Origin of the sequence: Brenneria sp. L3-3C-1, from assembly GCF_016456245.1 — a bacterium.
In the GTDB taxonomy this organism is placed as follows: domain Bacteria; phylum Pseudomonadota; class Gammaproteobacteria; order Enterobacterales; family Enterobacteriaceae; genus Brenneria.
Map to the genome: position 1 here is coordinate 1,328,415 of NZ_JAEMHF010000001.1, position 20,205 is coordinate 1,348,619.

The following is a 20,205-nucleotide window of genomic DNA, read 5'->3' on the forward strand; positions in this document are numbered from 1 at the left end:
TTACCAGCGGGGAACCTGACTGACCACATCCCCACACTGCGCACGCTGGCGCAGTAGGTGATCCATTAGCACAATCGCCATCATTGCCTCGGCAATCGGCACCGCTCGGATCCCCACGCAGGGATCGTGCCGGCCGCGCGTCACCATTTCCGTCGCTTCCCCCTGCCGGTTGATGGTCTGCCCCGGCACCATAATGCTGGAGGTCGGTTTGAGCGCCAGATGAGCGACAATATGCTGTCCGCTGCTGATGCCGCCTAAAATGCCGCCGGCGTGATTGCTCTGGAAACCCTGCGGCGTGATTTCATCGCGGTTTTCACTGCCGCGTTTCGTCACCACGGCGAAGCCGTCGCCGATTTCGACCCCTTTCACCGCATTGATGCTCATTAAGGCGTGCGCCAGATCGGCGTCCAGACGGTCAAACACCGGCTCGCCCAGGCCGGCGGGCACCGACTCCGCCACCACGCTGACTTTGGCGCCGATCGAATCGCCCTCTTTTTTCAACGCCCGCATCAGTTCGTCCAGCGCTTCCAGCTTATCGGCGTCCGGGCAGAAAAAAGGATTCTGCTCGACCAAATCCCAGTCTTTTAATTCACAGCTCACATCGCCGATCTGCGCCAGATAGCCACGGATCTTCACGCCGTGTTGCTGTTGCAGATATTTTTTCGCTATCGCGCCGGCCGCGACGCGCATTGCGGTTTCACGGGCGGAAGAACGGCCGCCGCCGCGATAATCACGCAGGCCATATTTTTGTTCATAGGTGTAATCGGCGTGACCGGGACGGAAAACGTCTTTGATCGCGCTGTAATCCTGCGAACGCTGATCGGTGTTTTCAATCAGTAAACCAATGCTGGTTCCCGTGGTAACCCCTTCAAAAACGCCCGACAGAATGCGCACCCGATCGGGTTCACGGCGCTGCGTCGTGTAGCGGGACGTCCCCGGCCGACGGCGATCCAAATCGTGTTGCAGATCCGCTTCGGTCAATGGGATCCCCGGCGGAACCCCGTCAACCACACATCCCAGAGCGATACCGTGGGACTCACCAAATGTGGTGACGCGGAAAAACTGCCCAATACTGTTTCCTGCCATCACAACTCCTTAGCGTATACGTAATAGTTTTGGCTATGCCCATGATCTTTCAACGCGTGGCCCATGAACGCTTGCAAGAGGATGGATAGCGATACTCATCAATCAGGTTAGTCGCGATAGATGCTGAAATGGGTTTTACAATCGATCAGTTGATCTTTGGTCAGCATAAATACGCCATCCCCGCCGTTGTCGAACTCCAGCCAGGTGAACGGAATATCGGGATATTGCGCAATCAGGTGCACCATGCTGTTGCCCACCTCGCAAATCAACACGCCGTCATCGCTGAGGTAGTCGGGCGCACAGGCCAGAATACGGCGCACCAGCTTCAGGCCGTCGCTGCCGGCGGCCAGCCCCAGCTCGGGTTCAAAACGGAACTCCTGCGGCAAATCAGACATGTCCTCTTCATCCACGTAAGGCGGATTGGTCACAATCAGGTCATAGCGGATTGCCGGCAAATCGCGGAACAGATCGGAACGGATCGGCGTCACGCAATATTCCATGCCGTGCTGCTGAATGTTCTGCTCGGTCACCGCCAGTACGTCATTGGAAATGTCCACCGCGTCCACTTCGGCTTCGGGAAAAGCCTGCGCGCAGGCAATCGCAATGCAGCCGCTGCCGGTACACATGTCCAGAATATGGCGAGGCGCTTTCGGCAACAGATCGCCGAAGCAGTCGCTGATTAATTCGCCGATCGGCGAACGCGGCACCAGCACCCGTTCATCGACATAAAATTCAAGCCCGCAAAACCAGGCTTTGTTGGTCAGATAGGCCACCGGGATGCGTTCGTTTACCCGACGGATAACCCGTTCGACAATGCGGTGCCGCTCGCTGGAGGTTAAACGGGACGCGTACATATCCTCCGGAATATCGAGCGGTAAAAACAGGCTGGGCAGCACCAGCTGTACGGCCTCATCCCACGGATTATCCGTACCGTGACCATAATAGATATTGGCTGCGTTAAACCGACTGACGCTCCAGCGCAACATATCCTGAATGGTATGGAGATCGCTGACCGCCTCATCGACGAAAATTTTGTCCAAGGTTGTCCTCCGCAGACATATCTGAATGACAAATTGGCGCTTATTTTGCCATGAAGCCGGTGACAAAGCAGCAGATATAACCCGTAGAGCGTAAGGTTACGCCGACTTTTATTTAGCGACCGGCGAGAGACAGGGTAAACTGAACGGATGTTGATGTAGGGTGAACGACCGATGAATAATAAATATTCGCTGAGTGACGACGAATTGCAGCTTTTTCGCGCATCCGTTTCCGGCGCCAAGAAGCTGCGCCAGGATACCTATACCCACAAGCCCGCTCGTCGCAAGCTGAGTGAATTGCCGCCAAGACGAGCCTTGCAGGAACAGATCGACGCCAGCTTTTACTTTTCGGACGAATTTCAGCCGCAGTTGGAAAGCGAAGGACCGATGCGCTACGTGCGTTCCGGGGCCAGCCATTATGAATTAAAGAAATTGCGGCGCGGTGATTACGCCCCTGAATTGTTTCTCGATCTGCACGGTTTGACGCAGTTGCAGGCGAAGCAGGAATTGGGGGCGTTGCTGGCCGCCTGCCGCAGGGAGCATGTTTACTGCGCCTGTGTGATGCACGGCCACGGCAAACATATTCTGAAACAAAAAACGCCGCTCTGGCTGGCGCAGCACCCCGATGTGCTGGCTTTCCATCAGGCGCCCAAGGAGTTCGGCGGCGATGCCGCGTTGCTGGTGCTTGTGGCGCTGGAAGCGCCCTCGCTTGAGTAAAACCGCATTGGCGCAGGCTGCCTGATAAAAAGCACGGCGGCTATGAAGCTTTCAGCGCCAACTGAGCCGGACTCATCTGCCAGTCAACTACGCCGTTGCCCGACTGCGCATCGACGCTCACGCAGGCAATGGCCGATGTCGCAAACATCGGAGCGGTTTCATCAGGGCATAATTCCGCGACCAGATAACCGACCAAGGGCAGATGAGAGATAACCAGCACCGCTTTCACCCCTTCTCCCGCTAGCGTTTGCAGATAGCCGCTGACCAATCCGGCATCTCCGCCGGGGGTAAGCTCAGGCAAACATTCGTCGCTCTCCGGCATGGGCAACAGCCCCCGAATCGCTTCCAGCGTTTGCCGGGCGCGAAGGTAAGGGCTTACCAGAATACGGTCGATATCAACCGCCCGGCTATCCAGCCAACGCGCCATTTTCCGCGACTCATCATAACCACGCTCGCTCAAAGGGCGCTGCGCATCGCTGGCGGCAGCAGGTACTGCATCACCATGACGCATAATCAAAACTTGCATATGACACCGCTATGTTGACGTAAATACTGTAATTAACAGGCTGATCTCGCTGCTTGAATGTTGGAAATGTTTCAAACCCGCCCGATTTTCAGCTGATGAAGAAAAGCGATTATCGCAGGTTTTCGCTGTAAGTTTAACCGCTAAAATCGAGATCGTATCCCAGGCCGCCTATGCAAAACAGCAACGCCTGATAACCACCCGGACGACCGTTGGAAAAATAAACAATAGCGCTGGATTGATCTGGTTATGTGCCGATAAATTCAAACAGTGAAACGGAGGATATCAAGATAATTAATGGCATAATTAAAAAATGAACTTAAAGAAACGCGTTAAATACTTAGTAAAAAACCTGCTTACTATTTGTATAATAATATCTTTTATTTTTGTCTAATGGGGATTATATCTATTCTTTATACCCGAACATGGTGTAAATCTAATACTTATTTCCGTTGCCATTATTATATATGTTGATATAAGGTTTTTCCCAAAAAAATAAGGCCGAAATACATCCGGCCTTATTTACTTTACTATTACTATCAAAAAAGATCACCGCTGCTCAGGATCGCTTAGCGCCGGGTAAAACGTTTGCTGATTTTCATTCATGCTCAGCAAACGTTCACAGGGCGCAAACCTGTCGCCGTACTGCTGCTGCAATACCTGTAAGGTTTTCACCACGGTTTCCACCCCCAGACGATCCATATAGTGGAACGGCCCGCCCAGAAAAGGGGGAAAACCGATGCCGAACACCGCGCCGATATCCCCGTCGCGGGCGCAGCGGATGACCTTTTCATCCAGACAGCGCGCCGCTTCATTCAGCATCATCATAACGCAGCGCTGGCCGATCAACGCCGGATCAAGATGGGCTTTCGGCGTGACATCCAGCAGCGGATAAATGGTGCCGTCCACTTCTCTGGCCGACCGCCAGAAGCGGTGTTTATCGTTATAGCAATAAAATCCTTTGCCGTTTTTACGTCCTTTACGACCATCCTTCAGAATGGCGTCAAAGGTGGGCGGCGATTTGAAACGTTCTCCAAGTTCCTGAATGAGCACCGGTACAATTTTGGTGGCGACATCAATGCCCACTTCATCAAGCAGGGTTAACGGGCCGACAGGAAAACCAAAGCGCACCAGAGCATAATCAATCGACTCGACCGGCTCGCCTTCCAGCAAACAGTAAGCGGCTTCGTTAATGTAGGGCGCCAATATGCGGTTAACGTAAAAACCCGCGCGATCGGCCACCACAATCGCCGTTTTACCTTGCTTTCTCGCCAGCGCCACCGTGGTGGCAATGGTTTCGTCGCTGGTATGCGCATGAGGGATCACCTCAACCAACGGCATTTTATCCACCGGACTAAAATAGTGCAGACCGATCACCTGTTGCGGGCGGCCGGCGCCGTCCGCAATCTGATGAATCGGCAATGACGAGGTATTCGATGCAAAGATGGTATGCGGCGCGGCATGGTGTTCCACCTCGGCCACCATTTGCCGCTTCAACGCCAGATCTTCAAATACCGCTTCAATCACGATGTCAGTATGTTCGAATCCCCGGTAGTCGGTGCTGCCGGAAATCAAGGTCATCAGGCGCTGCCGCTGCGCCGGCGTCATCCGCCGGCGTTCGACCCGTTTCGTCAGCAACTGCCAGCTATATTTCAGCGCATGGTTAATCCCCTGCTCATTAATGTCTTTAATCCGCACCGGTAAGCCCGCGCGCACGGCGGTCACGCCGGCAATACCGCCGCCCATTAATCCGCCGCCCAAAATGCCGACCCGGCGGATCGGTTTGGCCTCGGCACAGGCGCCAGCCTCTTTTTTCAATGTGGTAGAGGCAAAAAACAGGCTGCGCAACGCCGCGGACTCCGGCGTCATCACCAGTTTGCCGAACGCCCGGGCCTCCTGCCGATACCCCTCATCAATGCCCTGCTCCAGCCCGCGGCGGATCACCTGGATGATCCGTTCCGTCGCTGGGTAATTCCCGTGCGTTTTGGCCCGCGTTTTACGCTTCACGATCTTGAACAACACGCGTCTGATCCCCGGGCTTGCCAGCAGGCGGGAACGCCAGCCCAGCGGCGATGCTTTGCGTTTGCCCTGTTTGATCATCGCCGCCGCCGTTTCCAGCAAAATACTGTGCGGCACCGCATCGTCGACCAACCCCAGTTTCAGCGCCTGACGGGGGCGGAGATGTCGTCCGGTGAGAATGATATCCAGCGCATTGTCCACCCCAATCAGCCGGGGTAACCGCTGCGTGCCGCCGGAACCGGGCAATAAACCCAGTTGGACTTCCGGTAGCCCCAGGACGGTTTTATCCTCCAGTGAGCAAATCCGATAGTCGCACGCCAACGCCAGCTCCAGCCCGCCGCCCAGACAGGCGCCGTGAATCGCCGCGACCACCGGAAAAGGCAAGGCGGCGATAGAGGCGAAAGTCTCCTGCCCTTGCCTGGCCAGCGCCTCCGCCTGCTCGGCGCTGACGCACTGGTTGAGCATGGCGATATCCGCCCCGGCGATAAAGGATCCCGGCTTGGCGGAAAGCAGTACGATGCCCCTGAGCGCCGCATGCTGCTGGGCCTGTGCCAAGACTTTCATGATCTGTTCGGCAAACTCGCTTTTCAGCGTATTCACCTTTTCTCCGGGCACATCAATGGTGATGATGCCAATGTTGTCCGGGCGGATAGTCAGAGAAAAAGCCGACGTCTGCGCAGGCGATGCGAATAAGGATTGCCGATCGATCATAGCGTCACCTCCAGTACCATTGCCGCGCCCAGTCCCCCTGCGGCGCAGGCGGTGGTTAACCCTAGCCCGCCGCCGCGTCGGCGCAGTTCATTCAATGTCTGGGTAATCATCCGGGCGCCGGTGGCGGCAAACGGGTGTCCGTATGCGATGGAGCCGCCAAGCACATTGAATTTTTCCATATCCACCTCACCCAGCGCTGAATGTCTCCCGAGTTTATTTCGGGCGAAATCTTCACTGGCGAACATTTTCAGGTTGGCTAGCGTCTGAGCGGCAAACGCTTCATGCATATCAATCAACGTCAGATCGGCAAGGGTGATGCCCGCCCTTTCCAACGCCACAGGCGAGGCGTAAGCCGGGCCGAGCAACATATCTTCCTGGACGCCAATCGCGCTGAACGCGTAGCTGCGCAGATAGCCCAGCGGCGTGATGCCCAAACTTTTGGCTTTGGACTCGCTCATCATCAGAATAGCCGCCGCTCCGTCAGTCAGCGGCGTGCTATTGGCCGCCGTCACGCTGCCGTGCTTACGATCGAAAGCCGGCCGCAACCGGGCATAATGCTCCGGAGCGGAATCCCGACGCACATTATTATCTTCGCTGAGCGCCTGCCGGTAAGGAGGGACATACGCGGTCATCACCTCATCACGCAGGCTCCCCGCCTCCCAGGCGCGGGCGGCGAAACGGTGCGATCGATACGCCAGCGCGTCCTGTTCTTCACGGCTAATGCCGTACGTTTTCGCCATTTGTTCAGCCGTGTCGCCCATGCGCAGGCCGGTGGAATACTCAGCGACCGGGGGAGCGACCGGCAGCAGATCCTTGGGACGTAACCGGGCCAACAGCTTGAGCCGCTGACCCAGCGTGCGGGCTTTGCTCATATCGACCAGCGCTCTGGCGAGCGGCTTGCTCACGCCAATCGGCAGCACGGAAGAGGAATCCGCGCCGCCCGCAATGCCCACCGCAATGGTTCCCGCCATGATGCTTTCCGCCACGTTGGCAACCGCCTGAAAACTGGTGGCGCACGCGCGGGATACGCTGTAAGCGTCCGTATGCACGCTCATGCCCGTTCCCAGCACAATTTCTCTGGCGATATTGGGCGCTTCCGGCATTTGCACCACCTGACCGAATACCAACAGTTCGATCAGTTCGGGGTCGATCCCGCTGCGAATAAGTAGTTCACTCACCACAATTTTTCCCAATTCCATGGCCGGCACGCCGTGATAGGCGGTTGCCTGACGGGCAAACGGAGTACGCAGCCCGCTAACAATCGCCACGCGATCGCCACGACGGGTTATCAGTGGTAACACCTCGCTCATAAACGCTCCTGTTAACCGAGAACATTAGCCTGCGCACAACAGGTCAGACCTGATCTCATTGTTAACCAGATAGTTACATTACGCAAACGAGCAAAGAACAAAAGTGTGAACGCCGACGTGAGAGAAGCAGGTGTAATTCGGGGAGATAAATGTTATTGCCGTAACGGCCTGACAGGATAAAAGCAGGGGCCGTACGGCCCCGAAACAAGGCGAAACTTAACGCAGCCCAAGCTGGAAAATCAGCGTTTCCGCCTGACAGCAGAAAGTGAAGTCAATATCCAGCTTCACGCCGCCGTCCACCGTGGCCAGCTTACTGTCGATCTGGCAAGGATCGGATTCCACCGACCGGGCTTTCTCCGTCAGCGCTTTCAGCGTAGCTTCAGCCTCAGCCCGATCGGTAAAGATTTTACTGTAAGACGCGGTGCAATCCGTATTATCCATCACCGTGCCAACATCGACGCAGCAGCAGGCGGCGGTTTCTTCAGCAGAACATTTGTTTATTGCGTTTGTCATCATTCTTTCCTCTACGGCAGAGACCAGTACAACAGATATGATCCAGTTCAAAAAACCTTATATTCCCGTCTATTCTACTCACCGGGTCGGCACAGCACTAGAACTTACTGTCCGTGGGGGAATTTAGTGAGATCTATCACATTTCATTGTTATCGTAGAGTAAAACCCTCGTAATTACTTATCACGAAAATTAACCAAAACGTTAAGTAGATCTAACTTCTGTATCATTTTTGTCATATTTTTAATACACATTTGCAACATTAACATATTCCCAACTTATACTTTGCCAACTGGTCTGATTTGTCAGACCGAATGCGCCCCCTACAATGCGCGTCCCTTGTTACTTGGTGTAACAAAGTCGAATAACGACCACATAAAGAGGTTTTGGTCATGAGCCAGAAAAACCTGTTAAAACAATCCGCAATTGCTGTTGCAGTGGCACTGGTTTCAACAAATGCATCCGCTGCCGGCTTCCAGCTCAACGAGTATTCTTCCTCTGGTCTGGGGCGTGCGTTTTCCGGTGAAGGCGCCGTGGCGGACAATGCCGCATCCGGTAGCCGTAACCCCGCCACCATGACCCTATTTGACCGTCCCTCTTTTTCCGGCGGCGTGACCTACATTAATCCCGATATTGATGTGCAGGGGAAAAATTCCTTCACCGGTCAGGATACCAGCGCCAAGAATATCGCGCCGCATGCCTGGGTGCCGAACCTGCACTTTATTATGCCGCTGAACGATCAATGGGCCATCGGGGCATCCGCCGTGACCAACTACGGCCTGGCTACCGATTTCAATGATAATTACGCGGCCGGCTCCATCGGCGGGCAAACGGATCTGGTGACCTCGAACCTGAACCTGAGCGCCGCCTATCGTCTGAATCAGCACTTCAGCTTTGGTCTGGGCGTCAACGCCGTTTACGCCGATGCCAAGATCGTGCGCCGGGCGGGTGAGTTAGCCAACATTCCAGTGGCAGCAGGCGGATTGCAAGGCGTTGTGGCAAATTCCTCCTCAGAGTTGGCTCACCTGGAAGGTAAAGAGTGGGGTTACGGTTGGAACGCCGGCATTCTGTATGAAGTGGATGAAAACAACCGCTTCGGCCTGACCTATCGTTCCAAAGTCGATATCGATTTTAAAGGCGATTATCGCAACGATATTCCTGTTGCGGCGGGCGGCACCGGGGGCGCAACCATCCCCGGCGAACTGACGCTGAATCTGCCGGAAATGTGGGAAGCCTCGGCCTATCACCGCGTAGCGCCCCAGTGGGCGGTGCACTACAGCCTGACTTACACCAGTTGGAGTCAATTTCAGGAGTTAAGGGCGACCGGCAGCAACGGCCAGACGCTGTTCAGTAAAGACGAAGGCTTCCGCGACGCCTACCGTATCGCGCTCGGCACCACCTATTATCATGATGATCACTGGACTTTCCGTACCGGCATCGCTTTTGACGACAGCCCGGTTCCGGCCGACAAACGTTCTATTTCCATTCCGGATCAGGATCGTTTCTGGCTAAGCGCAGGAACGACCTATGCATTCAATAAAGACGCTTCGGTTGATGTCGGCGTTTCCTATATGCACGGTAAAAAAGTCAATATCAGCGAACCTATCTCTGATAGCGCCGGGTCGCCGCGCTATGAGTTCAGTTCAAAAGGCAAAGCCTGGCTGTACGGCGTAAACTTTAACTACGCGTTCTGATCTCCCGCTTCACCACGTAAAAGGCCGCGCAAGCGGTCTCAGACCATTGACAAAGTCCGTTATTAGGGAGAGCGTGGCGAGGGGCCGTAGCGGCGTAAGCCGCCGACAAATTTGTCAGGAGCAAATTTGAACAGCATTTATGCTGGCCCGCAGGGTGGGACACAAGGATGTGTCCCATAATGGCCCCTCGGTACGGTAGGCCCGGGTATCTCAGGCTTACAGACGACTTTGTCAGCAATCTAAGGCCGCGCAAGCGGCCTGATAGCGCGTAAGCGTGCCGTTCCCCGCGACTATCCATTGATCAACCTGACGATATCCCTTATTTGAAATCATGCGCCAAATAAAACAAGCGTTGATTACCGCTATAATTCGCCACGGAATAAGACGTTTATTTATTAAGATGCGATCGCTATCACACTTAATAACCAGAAAAATGTGATCCAGCCGAAATTAATCCCCCTCCGCCGCTGACGTTTTAATGTTGTCCCATTCAAGGGACAGTTTTTAGTATTGTCGTTATTTACGCTGACTTCTATATTCATATCAGCAAAAAGTGATTAAAGCCTACCGGCAAACAACAGTGAATAGGTAATATTAGCGAATTTTATCAATAATAATTAACATTATGTTTAGCGCAGAATAAAAGGGTTATCTTATGCAACCACTTACCTCGCGACAAAACAGATTATTGAAATACTTGCTACAGCGCCAAACGCATGTGCCGGTTAAAAATATTGCACAGTATTTGGATGTTTCTGAGAAGACAATTCAACGCGACCTGCAATTTATTGAAGATTTTTTATCCGCCTGGAATATTTATCCGGATAAAAAAATTGGCGCGGGGATTTTGTTAATTTCCGACGACGTTAAAAACCTTATTCAACTAGAGCGGCAAATTGCCAGGGACGACGGCTATTCAGATGCGCTGACCAACAATGCGCGCCGGGTAAAAATCGCCTCTCAATTGCTCAGCGATGCGCCGCTGGAAACCTCAATCAGCAAACTTTCCGAACGCTACTTCATCAGCAATGCCTCGATCGTCAATGATTTAAAGATTATCGAACACTGGATCCAGCCGTTGGGGTTAACCTTGATACGCAGCCAGAGCGGCACGCATATCGAAGGGAGCGAAAACCATGTCCGCCAGGCGATGGTCTCCCTAATCAATGATGTCATGAACCACAAAGAGCCGGGCAATCTCAACCACTCGCGTCTCGATCCCGGCAGCTACAAAGCATTAATCGATTATTTTGGCGAACAGGAGGTGAACTTTGTCCAGCAGCTATTGCAGGACATGGAACAGCAGCTCTCTTATCCGTTGGGGGAACCTTATTATATTAATATTTTTACCCATATATTAATTATGATGCACCGCATGGCGCTGGGTAATTCAATGCCGCTGGGTGAAGAGACGCATCGGCGACAGATTGACCGTAATATACTCGGCATCGCGGAAAACATGGTCGATAAAATAGAGCAACGCATTGATAATCGCCTGCCTGCCGATGAGGTATGGTTTATTTATCAGTATATTATTTCCTCCGGCATTGTTATTGAAGAACGGGGAGACAACCTGTATTCCCGACACCAATTATCCAACGGTGAATCACGCCGGATAGCGCTGAATTTAATTGATATCTTCTCAGACTTTATCAATATCGACCTGCGCGCGGACTCATTATTATATGACGGCCTGCTGATTCATATTAAGCCCCTGCTCAACCGCCTCAAATACCGTATCCGTATCCGCAACCCGTTACTTGAGGATATAAAAGACGAGCTACGGGATATTTATCAAATTACCGAACGCGTAACGCAACAACTCTGCCGGCGCTTTCAATTACAGCCGATCGCAGAAGATGAGGTGGGCTACCTGACGGTGCATTTTCAGGCCGCGCTGGAGCGGCAAATCGCCCGCCGACGCATTCTGGTGGTGTGCTCCAGCGGCGTTGGCACCTCGCATCTGCTGAAGAGCCGCATTCTGCGGGCCTTTCCAGACTGGAGCATTGTTGGCGTGGTTTCCGCCAGCAACATGGCGGCGTTTTGCCGGCAGGAAGAGGTGGATCTGGTGATCTCCACCATTCATCTGGAAGAACAGCATATCCCGATCGTCTACGTCTCGGCATTTTTTAATGACGATGATATCAAGCGCGTCACGGAAAAGTTGATCGCCAGTCAATTGCATCAGGCGGTGAATTTATTATCGACGGCTGAGCATTAATCGGGAGCAGGTCAGAAGAACGTTCAAACGCAATTGCGCTTGTGCGAACACGGCCCAGGTTCAAAGCGGCAAGTCAGGTCGTCCTAATGGGATAGGCTGTTAATTTTTTGAGGTGAAGTGGATGAACATTAATAAGATTCTCAATGCCAATCGCGTCAAGTTAGCCATGACGGCGAGGAATAAAGAAGAAGTTATTCAGGAACTGACCGAGTTGCTGTATCAGGACGGCGCCATTACCTGCAAAGAAGCCTTTATCCGCGACGTATGGCTGCGCGAGGCCGAAGGCTCCACCGGCTTTGAAAATCATATCGCCATCCCGCATGGGAAATCCGCAGCGGTGACTCAGACCTCGCTGGCCATCGGCCGCACCCGGCAGGACATCCCCTGGGAGACGCTGGACGGCAGTCATGTCCGCTGCATCATTCTTTTCGCCGTGCGGCTGGAAGACCAGAACACCACGCATATCCGCCTGTTGTCTCAGGTTGCCAGCGCGCTGGCCGACGATGAGATCATTGCCCAACTGTTAGACGAGCCCGACCCGGAAAAAATTATCCAACTGTTCAGCCAGTACGCGGAAACAGACCTCTGCTAACCCGGAAAAAGACGAGGCATAACATGAAAATAGTTTGTGTAGCCGCCTGCACGGCAGGCATCGCGCATACCTACATCGCGCGGGAAAAACTCATTAAAGGCGCCAGGGCGCTGAACCACGACATCAGGGTGGAAACCCAGGGCACCATCGGAACGGAAAACGAATTATCCGCGGAGGATATCGCCGCGGCCGACGTGGTGATCCTGGCCGTCGATATCAAGATCAAAGGAGAAGAAAGGTTCAAAGACAAACCGGTTGTCCGGGTAAAAACCGACGTGGTGATTAAGTCCCCGGTGAAGTTTCTGGAAAAAGTGGCCGGCTCGCTGGAACGAGCCTGAAAATTAACTTTTCGGGAATAACATTATGAACGGCAGCAAAAATAAACTTGGCCAGGAAATAAAGGGGCACCTGCTTACCGGTATCTCCTGGATGATCCCGCTGATCGTCGCCGCCGGTATCTGTATTGCGCTTGGGCAGGTGATTGGCGGCACCAACGTAGCGGAAAAAACCGGCAGCTTCGCCTGGATGCTGAACCAGATTGGCGGCTGGGGCATGGGGCTGATTGTCCCGCTAATCAGCGCGGCAATCGCCTACTCCATTGCCGATCGCCCCGGTTTTGCCCCGGGGCTTATCGTCGGCTTTATCTGCGGGCAGATCCAGACAGGTTTTATCGGCGGCATTCTCGGCGGCTTTCTGGTCGGCTACACCGTATTGTTGCTGCGGCGGAGCATCAAACTACCAGCCTCCATGCAGGGGCTGATGCCGGTGATGATCCTGCCGGTGCTCAGCACCGTTATCGCCGGCGTGCTGATGATGACGTTTATCGGTCAGCCGATCGTCTGGCTGCAAAAAGCGTTGATCCACCTGTTGGAATCCATGCAGGGCGGTTCAAAGTTCCTGATGGGCGCGATCCTGGGCGCCATGGCTACCTTCGATTTTGGCGGCCCGGTAAACAAAACCATGTCGCTATTCGCCGACGGTATGTTGGTTGACGGTATCTACGGCCCGGAAGCGGTGAAGTTTGTCGGTTCGATCATTCCCCCGTTCGGTATCACGCTCTCTTTCCTGCTGACGCGTCATAAATACACCAAAGCGGAGAAAGAAGCGCTGAAGGCCGCCTTCCCGATGGGGATCTGCATGATCACCGAAGGCGTGATCCCTATCGCCGCCCGCGATCTGCTGCGCGTGGTTGCCAGTTGTGTGGTCGCCTCGGCGGTGGCCGGCGGCCTGGTCATGGTCTGGGGGGTGGAAGCGCCGGTGCCCCACGGCGGCATGTTTGTGGTGCCTTTGTTCACCAAACCGCTGATGTTCTGTCTGGCGTTGGGCATCGGCACGGCAATCTGCGGCGTGATGCTGTCGCTGCTGAAAAAACGCGTCACGCCGGCGGATGAAGAATTCGATGACATCGATGACAGCAATGTGCGCGATGAAGACATCAAATTCACCCTCGAATAAACAGGAGTGGTTATGTATGCCCCAATGAAATCCATTATTGATGATGCCTATCAACGGCGGTATGCCGTACTGGCAATCAACTGTTTCAATCTGGAAACCTCCCGGGCCGCCATCATCGCCGCCGAACAACAGCGGGCGCCGCTAATCCTGAACGTTTATCAGGGACACTGCGGGCACTTTCCGCCCCAGGCCGCCGTTGCGCTGGTGAGCGCGCTGGCGCACCGAGCCACCGTGCCGGTGGCGCTCAGTCTGGATCACGGCACCGCGTTCGATCTGATCGGCCAGGCTTTCCGCGCCGGCTTCAGCGGCCTGATGATCGATGCCTCCAGCCATCCGCTGGCAGAAAACATCCGCCAGACCCGCCAGGTGGTGCAAATCGCGGCGACGGCGGAAGTGTGTGTTGAGGGCGAACTCGGACACATCGCCGATGCGCCCGTTTACGATCTGGACGATGCCGCCGTGAAGATGACGCAGGTGGAAGACGTGCGGCCTTTTATCAACCAGACCGGCATCGATCTGCTGGCAGTATCGGTCGGCACCGCGCACGGACTTTATCCACCGAACGTCACACCGCAGATTAACTTTGAACGCCTGGCCGCGCTGCACCATGAATCGCCGCTGCCGCTGGCGCTGCACGGCGGCAGCGGCACCCACGCCGATGATATCCGCCGCGTCAGCCAGTACGGCGTAGCAAAGATCAATGTCGGCGCGGCGGTATTTGAGGCCGGTAAAACCGCGCTGCGGCAGGCTCTGAAGCAGCACCCGGACAGCGAGCTGCCAGATCTGATGGCGATAATGGAATCCGCCTGCCGCGACGTGGTGTTTGAGTATCTGAGCTGGTCCGGCTCCGCGCAAAAAGCCTAGACGGCACTCCCTACCTTGGCGCACGACCACCGGCGATTTTGCGCCGGTGTGGGAAAGTTTTACCCCTAACCTTACCCTGAAGGAGAGTAACATGTTGATTTCAATGCATGAAATGCTAAAACCCACCCGCGAGCACCGCTTCGCCATAGGGGCTTTCAACGTGGCGGATAGCTGCTTTATCCGTGCGGTGGTGGAAGAAGCCGAATCCACTCAGACCCCGGCGATTATTTCGATCCACCCCAGCGAGCTTGAGTTTGTGACCGACGAATTCTTTGCCTACGTGCGGGAACGCACCCTGCGCAGCCCTACGCCGTTTGTTATCCATCTGGATCACGGCGCCTCGATTGCCCATGTACTGCGCGCCATCCAGTGCGGCTTCACCTCGGTGATGATCGACGGTTCGCTGTTGCCGTATGAGGAAAATGTGGCGCTGACCCGTGAAGTGGTGGAACTGGCGCACGCGGTGGGCGTTTCCGTTGAGGGCGAACTGGGCACCATTGGCGATACCGGCACCACGATAGAAGGCGGCGTCACCAAGGTGATCTATACCGAGCCGGCGCAGGCGGAAGACTTCGTCAAACGCACCGGCGTGGACACGCTGGCGGTGGCGATCGGCACGGCGCACGGCATTTATCCGAAGAATATGAAGCCGGAACTGCAAATGCATATTCTGCGAGAAATATCCGAGCGGGTGTCGATCCCACTGGTGCTACACGGCGGTTCCGCCAACCCGGACGCCGAGATTGCCGAGGCGGTGACGCTGGGAGTAGGCAAAATCAATATTTCCAGCGATATGAAGTACGCCTACTTCCAAAAAGCCCGCGAGATCCTGACACGGGAAACCTGGTGGGATCCTAACGCCATCTATCCGGAACCCATTCAGGCGGCCAAAGCCGTGATCCGCTACAAAATGGCGTTATTTGGCTCTACCGGCAAAGCCGGTCTGTACTGAGTTACCCCAGGGCGGGAACTGCCCGCCCTGCCAGTCTTCAAAACCCACGGGGAGGGAAAATGCGCCATTTAGGCTTGGATATCGGCGGCACCAAAATCGCCGCCGCCGTGCTGACCGGGGATGGAACGACACTGTACCAACAGCGGACGGCGACCCGCAAAGCCAGCTATGAACACTTCCTGCAACACGTTTGCCGGATAGTCACCGCGATTCAAGACCAGGTTGGCGCCCCTTTGTCGATCGGCATTGCCCTGCCGGGCAACATTTCGCCGCTCAGCGGCCTGATAAAGAATTCCAATATTCTGCCGCTCAACGGCCGGCCGCTACAGCAGGATTTGCAACAGCGACTGAATCAGCGTGTAGCCATCGGTAACGACGCCAACTGCTTTGCCCTGTCCGAAGCAATGGATGGCGCCGGTAAAACCCACCGCATGGTGTTTGGCGTGACGCTCGGCACCGGCTGCGGCGGCGGACTGGCGATCGATAAACAGGTGATTGCCGGCGGCCACGGCAATGCGGCGGAGTGTGGACATAATCCCCTCCCGGGCTATGATCCCGCCAAAGATGGCCCGGCGGCGAACTGTTATTGCGGGCAACGCAACTGCGTGGAGTCTTTTGTCTCCGGCACCGGGCTGGCTAACCGCTACCTGTTGGTCACCGGCCGCAGGGCAACAGCTTGGGAAATTATGACGCAGGCAGAAAACGGCGAGGCCGCCGCCGCATACCAGTGCGATCTGTTCCTCGATCAGTTAGCCAGAATGCTGGCAACGATAGTGAACCTGATCGATCCCGACGTGATCGTCCTCGGCGGCGGGCTATCCAATGCGCCCGCACTGTACCGGGATATGGCATCCCGCGTAGCGGCCTATACGTTTACCGATCGATTCTGTACCCCCATCGTGCAGGCGATACACGGCGACAGCAGCGGTGTGCGGGGCGCGGCGTGGATGGGAAAAGAAGAACCAGGACGCTAGCTCTGCGGGGATAGTAAAAAGGCCGCTTACGCGGCCTCCAGACCGTTGACAAACCTATCACCCTTTATCGAACGGTGATAATGGAATGGAAGAGTAAAGCGTCCGCGCCAGGGATGGCGCGGTTCGAGCTTACAGGGACGTACTTGCAGCGTCTTTACGATCCATCCATTATCGCCGCTCACCAGACTTTGTCAGCAAACTCAAGGCCGCTTACGCGGCCTCAGACCATTGACAAAGCCTGTTATTAGGGAGAGCGTGGCGAGGGGCCGTAGCGGCGTAAGCCGCCGACAAATTTGTCAGGAGCAAATTTGAACAGCATTTATGCTGGCCCGCAGGGTGGGACACAAGGATGTGTCCCATAATGGCCCCTCGGTACGGTAGGCCCGGGTATCTCAGGCTGACAGACGACTTTGTCAGCAACCTCAGGCCGCTTGCGCGGCCTATCGTCTCTACCGTCATTCCGGTTTCACTTCGATATAGTTTAATTGCAAGGTGCTGCTGGTATAACGACGGATTTTATTGGTCATTTCAATATTGCCGTCCAGCTTCTGACCGTATGAAGGAATGATTTCTTTCAACTTGGCCTGCCATTCCGGCGTCGCGACCCGGTCTTTAAACACTTTTTCCAACAGGCTCAGCATGATCGGCGCTGCTGTAGAAGCCCCCGGGGACGCCCCTAACAGAGCGGCGATCGAACCATCCTGCGCGCTGACAATTTCGGTGCCCAGCTTCAGTACGCCGCCTTTATCCGCGTCTTTCTTGATAACCTGCACCCGCTGGCCCGCAATAATCAGCTTCCAGTCCTCTTTCTTCGCGTCCGGGAAATACTCCTGCAACGCGGCAAAGCGGTCATCGTCGTTCATCATCACCTGGCTAATCAGATATTTAACCAGATCGAAATTATCCAGACCAACGTGGGTCATCGGCATCACATTGGACAGCGTCACGGAACCAATCAGATCCCACAGTGAACCATTTTTCAGGAACTTACTGGAAAAGGTGGCAAATGGCCCAAACAGCACCACCGGCTTACCGTCAAAAATACGGGTATCCAGGTGTGGAACAGACATCGGCGGCGCGCCCACCGAGGCTTTACCGTAGACTTTCGCCATATGACGTTTCACCACTTCCGGGTTATCCGTCACCAGGAATTCGCCTCCGACCGGGAAACCGCCGTAAGCATCGGCTTCAGGAATGCCGGATTTCTGTAACAACGGCAACGCGGCGCCGCCCGCGCCGATAAAGACGAATTTGGTCTTGATAACACTTTCTTTGTCACCGTTTTTCAGATCGGCGTAAGTCACGCTCCAGGTGTTGTCCGCGTTACGTTTGATCTCTCTGACCTCAGCATTCAGGTGCAACGAAAAATTCTGCTTTGTCTTCAGGGAATCAACCATCTGGCGGGTGATCTCGCCATAGTTTACGTCCGTACCGATCGGCATACGGGTCGCGGCGATTTTCTGCGCCGGATCGCGGCCTTCAATAATCAACGGCGCCCATCCTTTGATGGTGTCGGCCTCTTCAGAAAATTCCATCCCGCGGAACAACGTACTGTGCTGTAGCGCCTGATAACGTTTATTCAGGAAACGGGTGTTCTCATCACCCCAGACAAAACTGATATGCGGAACGCTGTTGATAAAGGAGTTGGGATCGTGAAGAACACCGTTCTGCACCTGATACGACCAGAACTGGCGCGAAACTTCGAATGCTTCGCTGATTTCCACCGCTTTGCTGATATCGATAGGCCCGTTTTCATTCTCAGGCGTGTAGTTCAATTCCATAAAGGCGGAGTGGCCGGTTCCGGCGTTGTTCCAGCCGTTGGAACTCTCTTCGGCCACATTATCCAGACGTTCGATCATCGCGATCGACCAGTCAGGCTGAAGCTCTTGTAAATAGACGCCCAGCGTCGAGCTCATAATGCCGCCGCCAATCAGCACCACGTCGGTGGTTTTATCCGTCGCACTGTTTTCTTCCGCCGTCGCCAGTGGGGCCATCCCAACCATGCTCAGGCATAACATCATCGTGAGTAGTTTTTTCATGCTTATATCTCTATTCATTGAATTTTTATAATTGCAGGCAAATAGACTTTCCAGGCATCCCTTACCGCCAACAAGGCTATCCTCCTCAATGGCGAAAACAGTCATTTTATGACCTTTTTGTTAAGAATATCTTTAACAAAAAAATCAGTTTGCTGACTCTTTTCAGCACCAAAGGAGCATCAGTTCTGGCTGGCGACGTGACATTATTGTTAGCTGAGGGGAGAAAAGAAATTTTTGTAAGTAAATAAATGAACAACAATGTAATAACCTTTACGAAACAAACCGAATGACACCCCAACAGAAAATAAGCTTAGCAGCATTTTATAAAAGCTAAAGGCACCCGAGGGTGCCTTTGTTCAAAACGAAAATATGCGTTGCTACTCGGCGGCGTCAATCTCACCAAGCGAGTCTTCAATGGATGCCGCATTAGGGTTGAGCTGCGGGGTAATCTGCCCGTCGCTGGCCAGGAAGTCATGGCGCTGGAAATAGGCTTCCCGAATCATTAGATAAGGATCGGAAGAGTTACGCAACAGACCGTCGGAATCGAGTAACTGAGCCCGGGTTTCCAACCCCTCCAGCACCCACTTGCCTGCCGACATCCAGAATGTCAAATAGCTCATTACCGGGTAAAGCGTATCCACTACGCCACCGCCATCTTCACGTACCGTCGCGCTGCCATAGCCTGGTAACACCACATAAGGCCCATAGCCTATACCGTAATTGCCCAACGTGCTGCCAAACCGACGCGACTCTTCTTTTGCCAGTTTAGGATTGGCCATAGAGGCTACGTCAATCAAACCGCCCATACCCAACAAGGTATTCAGGAAGAAACGGTTAAAATGGATCATCGCTTTATACGGCTTACCTTCAACAAAATAGTTCACCATAGAAGCAGGTTCTTCCAGATTACTGAAAAAGTTACTCAGGCCGTTACGCGCCGGTGTCGGCACATAATCACGCCAGGCGACGGCCGCTGGCCGCACCAGATAAGGATCCAATACATCGTAGTTAAAACTGAACATGGTACGGTTAAATCCTTCAAGCGGGTCCGATCGCCCTTCTTGGGACCGATCCGCGGAGCTGGCGCAGCCAACAAGTAACACACTGGCAAACACCACCCCACTCAGGCGGTAATTCATATCTGTTCTCCCTGATTATGTTGCGTTATACCCGCAGTTGATAATGGGGCATTCCCAGAACCTGCTCAGCCCATCAGGATGGGAAGCAAAGGAGGAATAGCGGTCAACAGTGTAACATTTTATTGCCCCGCTTCTACTTTGGCATGCGCATTCCTATTTTTTCAGACGCTTACCAGACTATTCTCACTGCATGCCCCACTGACAGGAATACGGGCGGCACCCGCAATATGGCGGCCCGCCTCACCGCCCGCGCCCCTGTCGGTATGACGAAATCATAGCATAACAGCCTCCAAAACCGGCGACGCCACAGATGTTATCGCATGTTTTGAAAACAGCTACGCTTAAACAATAAAAGAAGATA

General features: G+C 54.3%; 17 protein-coding genes. 9 read left to right on the forward strand and 8 right to left on the reverse strand.

Annotated elements, in window-relative coordinates; genetic code table 11:
- A complete protein-coding gene (aroC, locus tag JG725_RS05925) occupies positions 1 to 1,086 on the reverse strand; it encodes a chorismate synthase (protein WP_172288894.1) in 1,086 nt (361 codons plus the stop codon).
- A 107-nt stretch (positions 1,087 to 1,193) separates the two neighbouring features.
- The gene (prmB, locus tag JG725_RS05930; RefSeq protein WP_172288892.1) at positions 1,194 to 2,126 is read right to left on the reverse strand and encodes a 50S ribosomal protein L3 N(5)-glutamine methyltransferase; all 933 of its coding nucleotides are present in this window, start codon (positions 2,124 to 2,126) and stop codon (positions 1,194 to 1,196) included.
- A gap of 171 nt (positions 2,127 to 2,297) precedes the next feature.
- Between prmB and smrB the strand changes: the two genes are divergently transcribed.
- The gene (gene smrB, locus JG725_RS05935; RefSeq protein ID WP_199377064.1) at positions 2,298 to 2,840 is read left to right on the forward strand and encodes an endonuclease SmrB; all 543 of its coding nucleotides are present in this window, start codon (positions 2,298 to 2,300) and stop codon (positions 2,838 to 2,840) included.
- Between the two features lie 40 nt (positions 2,841 to 2,880).
- Here smrB and sixA read toward each other — a convergent pair whose 3' ends face one another.
- From sixA to JG725_RS05955, 4 genes are all read right to left on the reverse strand, one after another.
- Entirely contained in the window at positions 2,881 to 3,366 is a 486-nt protein-coding gene (gene sixA, locus JG725_RS05940) for a phosphohistidine phosphatase SixA (protein WP_172288888.1), read from the reverse strand.
- 546 nt (positions 3,367 to 3,912) lie between these two features.
- Complete coding sequence (fadJ, locus tag JG725_RS05945) at positions 3,913 to 6,093, reverse strand: fatty acid oxidation complex subunit alpha FadJ (RefSeq protein ID WP_199377066.1); 2,181 nt, start codon at positions 6,091 to 6,093, stop codon at positions 3,913 to 3,915.
- Positions 6,090 to 7,403: an acetyl-CoA C-acyltransferase FadI gene (gene fadI, locus JG725_RS05950; RefSeq protein ID WP_172288884.1), complete on the reverse strand. Its 1,314-nt coding sequence runs from the start codon at positions 7,401 to 7,403 to the stop codon at positions 6,090 to 6,092. Before fadI ends, fadJ begins: the two co-directional genes overlap by 4 nt.
- Before the next feature lie 216 nt (positions 7,404 to 7,619).
- Complete coding sequence (locus JG725_RS05955; RefSeq protein WP_172288882.1) at positions 7,620 to 7,916, reverse strand: YfcZ/YiiS family protein; 297 nt, start codon at positions 7,914 to 7,916, stop codon at positions 7,620 to 7,622.
- A 390-nt stretch (positions 7,917 to 8,306) separates the two neighbouring features.
- Between JG725_RS05955 and fadL the strand changes: the two genes are divergently transcribed.
- From fadL to JG725_RS05995, 8 genes are all read left to right on the forward strand, one after another.
- Positions 8,307 to 9,608, forward strand: a complete 1,302-nt coding sequence (gene fadL, locus JG725_RS05960; RefSeq protein WP_172288880.1) for a long-chain fatty acid transporter FadL — start codon at positions 8,307 to 8,309, stop codon at positions 9,606 to 9,608.
- A 655-nt stretch (positions 9,609 to 10,263) separates the two neighbouring features.
- The gene (locus JG725_RS05965; protein ID WP_199377068.1) at positions 10,264 to 11,829 is read left to right on the forward strand and encodes a transcription antiterminator; all 1,566 of its coding nucleotides are present in this window, start codon (positions 10,264 to 10,266) and stop codon (positions 11,827 to 11,829) included.
- Positions 11,830 to 11,950: 121 nt separating this feature from the next.
- Positions 11,951 to 12,421, forward strand: coding sequence for a PTS sugar transporter subunit IIA (locus JG725_RS05970; RefSeq protein WP_172288876.1), 471 nt, complete (start codon positions 11,951 to 11,953; stop codon positions 12,419 to 12,421).
- A 23-nt stretch (positions 12,422 to 12,444) separates the two neighbouring features.
- Positions 12,445 to 12,759 carry a PTS fructose transporter subunit IIB gene (locus tag JG725_RS05975; RefSeq protein ID WP_172288874.1) on the forward strand — a complete coding sequence of 105 codons (315 nt, stop codon included), beginning with the start codon at positions 12,445 to 12,447 and terminating at the stop codon, positions 12,757 to 12,759.
- 25 nt (positions 12,760 to 12,784) lie between these two features.
- A complete protein-coding gene (locus JG725_RS05980) occupies positions 12,785 to 13,876 on the forward strand; it encodes a PTS fructose transporter subunit IIC (RefSeq protein WP_199377070.1) in 1,092 nt (363 codons plus the stop codon).
- Between the two features lie 12 nt (positions 13,877 to 13,888).
- Entirely contained in the window at positions 13,889 to 14,740 is an 852-nt protein-coding gene (locus tag JG725_RS05985) for a class II fructose-bisphosphate aldolase (RefSeq protein ID WP_199377072.1), read from the forward strand.
- A 91-nt stretch (positions 14,741 to 14,831) separates the two neighbouring features.
- Positions 14,832 to 15,692, forward strand: coding sequence for a ketose-bisphosphate aldolase (locus JG725_RS05990; RefSeq protein WP_199377074.1), 861 nt, complete (start codon positions 14,832 to 14,834; stop codon positions 15,690 to 15,692).
- Between the two features lie 59 nt (positions 15,693 to 15,751).
- Positions 15,752 to 16,666, forward strand: coding sequence for an ROK family protein (locus JG725_RS05995; RefSeq protein WP_199377076.1), 915 nt, complete (start codon positions 15,752 to 15,754; stop codon positions 16,664 to 16,666).
- 455 nt (positions 16,667 to 17,121) lie between these two features.
- On the opposite strand, the gene mqo is transcribed toward JG725_RS05995, so the two are convergent.
- Positions 17,122 to 18,705 (reverse strand): malate dehydrogenase (quinone), encoded by a 1,584-nt coding sequence (gene mqo / locus JG725_RS06000; RefSeq protein ID WP_199377078.1) that lies wholly within the window; start codon positions 18,703 to 18,705, stop codon positions 17,122 to 17,124.
- A gap of 377 nt (positions 18,706 to 19,082) precedes the next feature.
- Positions 19,083 to 19,844 (reverse strand): phospholipid-binding lipoprotein MlaA, encoded by a 762-nt coding sequence (gene mlaA, locus JG725_RS06005; RefSeq protein ID WP_199377080.1) that lies wholly within the window; start codon positions 19,842 to 19,844, stop codon positions 19,083 to 19,085.
- Positions 19,845 to 20,205 lie beyond the last annotated feature (361 nt).

Bases quoted from the DNA above. Each gene is read 5' to 3' on its own strand.
- aroC (WP_172288894.1), bottom strand. From the start codon at position 1,086: ATGGCAGGAAACAGTATTGGGCAGTTTTTCCGCGTCACCACATTTGGT.
- smrB (WP_199377064.1), top strand. From the start codon at position 2,298: ATGAATAATAAATATTCGCTGAGTGACGACGAATTGCAGCTTTTTCGC.
- sixA (WP_172288888.1), bottom strand. From the start codon at position 3,366: ATGCAAGTTTTGATTATGCGTCATGGTGATGCAGTACCTGCTGCCGCC.
- fadJ (WP_199377066.1), bottom strand. From the start codon at position 6,093: ATGATCGATCGGCAATCCTTATTCGCATCGCCTGCGCAGACGTCGGCT.
- fadI (WP_172288884.1), bottom strand. From the start codon at position 7,403: ATGAGCGAGGTGTTACCACTGATAACCCGTCGTGGCGATCGCGTGGCG.
- JG725_RS05955 (WP_172288882.1), bottom strand. From the start codon at position 7,916: ATGACAAACGCAATAAACAAATGTTCTGCTGAAGAAACCGCCGCCTGC.
- fadL (WP_172288880.1), top strand. From the start codon at position 8,307: ATGAGCCAGAAAAACCTGTTAAAACAATCCGCAATTGCTGTTGCAGTG.
- JG725_RS05965 (WP_199377068.1), top strand. From the start codon at position 10,264: ATGCAACCACTTACCTCGCGACAAAACAGATTATTGAAATACTTGCTA.
- JG725_RS05970 (WP_172288876.1), top strand. From the start codon at position 11,951: ATGAACATTAATAAGATTCTCAATGCCAATCGCGTCAAGTTAGCCATG.
- JG725_RS05975 (WP_172288874.1), top strand. From the start codon at position 12,445: ATGAAAATAGTTTGTGTAGCCGCCTGCACGGCAGGCATCGCGCATACC.
- JG725_RS05980 (WP_199377070.1), top strand. From the start codon at position 12,785: ATGAACGGCAGCAAAAATAAACTTGGCCAGGAAATAAAGGGGCACCTG.
- JG725_RS05985 (WP_199377072.1), top strand. From the start codon at position 13,889: ATGTATGCCCCAATGAAATCCATTATTGATGATGCCTATCAACGGCGG.
- JG725_RS05990 (WP_199377074.1), top strand. From the start codon at position 14,832: ATGTTGATTTCAATGCATGAAATGCTAAAACCCACCCGCGAGCACCGC.
- JG725_RS05995 (WP_199377076.1), top strand. From the start codon at position 15,752: ATGCGCCATTTAGGCTTGGATATCGGCGGCACCAAAATCGCCGCCGCC.
- mqo (WP_199377078.1), bottom strand. From the start codon at position 18,705: ATGAAAAAACTACTCACGATGATGTTATGCCTGAGCATGGTTGGGATG.
- mlaA (WP_199377080.1), bottom strand. From the start codon at position 19,844: ATGAATTACCGCCTGAGTGGGGTGGTGTTTGCCAGTGTGTTACTTGTT.